Annotated in this window: 1 rRNA gene and 1 pseudogene; both read right to left on the bottom strand. The window is 60.0% G+C overall.

Features of this window, described 5'->3' with window-relative positions:
- Positions 1-356 (bottom strand): 16S ribosomal RNA (locus ACIGXO_RS33660); the annotation flags it as partial.
- 650 nt (positions 357-1006) lie between these two features.
- Positions 1007-1074, bottom strand: a pseudogene (locus ACIGXO_RS33665) (MarR family transcriptional regulator); the annotation flags it as partial.

A 1074-nucleotide genomic window follows, 5' to 3' on the forward strand; every position in this document is an offset into this window, starting at 1 on the left:
TTCCCCACTGCTGCCTCCCGTAGGAGTCTGGGCCGTGTCTCAGTCCCAGTGTGGCCGGTCGCCCTCTCAGGCCGGCTACCCGTCGTCGCCTTGGTGAGCCGTTACCTCACCAACAAGCTGATAGGCCGCGGGCTCATCCTGCACCGCCGGAGCTTTACAGAACCATGGATGCCCATGGCTCTCATATCCGGTATTAGACCCCGTTTCCAGGGCTTGTCCCAGAGTGCAGGGCAGATTGCCCACGTGTTACTCACCCGTTCGCCACTAATCCCCACCGAAGTGGTTCATCGTTCGACTTGCATGTGTTAAGCACGCCGCCAGCGTTCGTCCTGAGCCAGGATCAAACTCTCCGTGAATGTTTACCGGTAATCCGGTGCACACATCACGAGAGCGGAACAGTCAGGCGGAATAGGCCCGACCGTTCACAGCGTCCTCGCTGTGTTTTTTCAAAGGAACCTCGACCATCGGAAACCCGATGGGCGGGGTATCAACATATCTGGCGTTGACTTTTGGCACGCTGTTGAGTTCTCAAGGAACGGTCGCTTCCTTTGTACTCACCCTCTCGGGCTTTCCTCCGGGCTTCCCTTCGGTCTTGCGTTTCCGACTCTATCAGATCTTTTCTCGATCCGATTTCCTCGGTGCTTTCCAGGTTCCCGCTCTCGCGTTTCCCTTTCCGGCGGTTCCGACTCTATCAGATCCTTTCGGCGTCTGATTCCCAGTCAGAGGGGCTTGTCCTCCCGGCTGTTGGGCCGTTCCGACGTGTCCAACCTTAGCGGATCCGCTCGGCGATGCCCAATCGGGCTACCGAGTCCCTATTCGAATTGAATTCGGGCAAGCCGAAATCAACCCCGTCAGGAGATCTTGCCAGTGGTTGTGTGCCGCAGTGCGGCGGAAGGTGCTGTCGCAGAACCGTTACGGCTCCGCGGCAACCCGAAGAACCTTACGGATCGGACCGGGGCGTGTCAAGCGCCCCCTGTCAACATCTTTTGGGCGCCGCCGATCAGCGTCAGTCGAGGTCGGTGAGACGGCCGCCGGCGTCGGGCTGGGCGTGCTCCACGCGACGCAGGAGCCGGG

Origin of the sequence: Streptomyces sp. NPDC053542, from assembly GCF_044544685.1 — a bacterium.
Classification (GTDB): Bacteria; Actinomycetota; Actinomycetes; order Streptomycetales; family Streptomycetaceae; genus Streptomyces.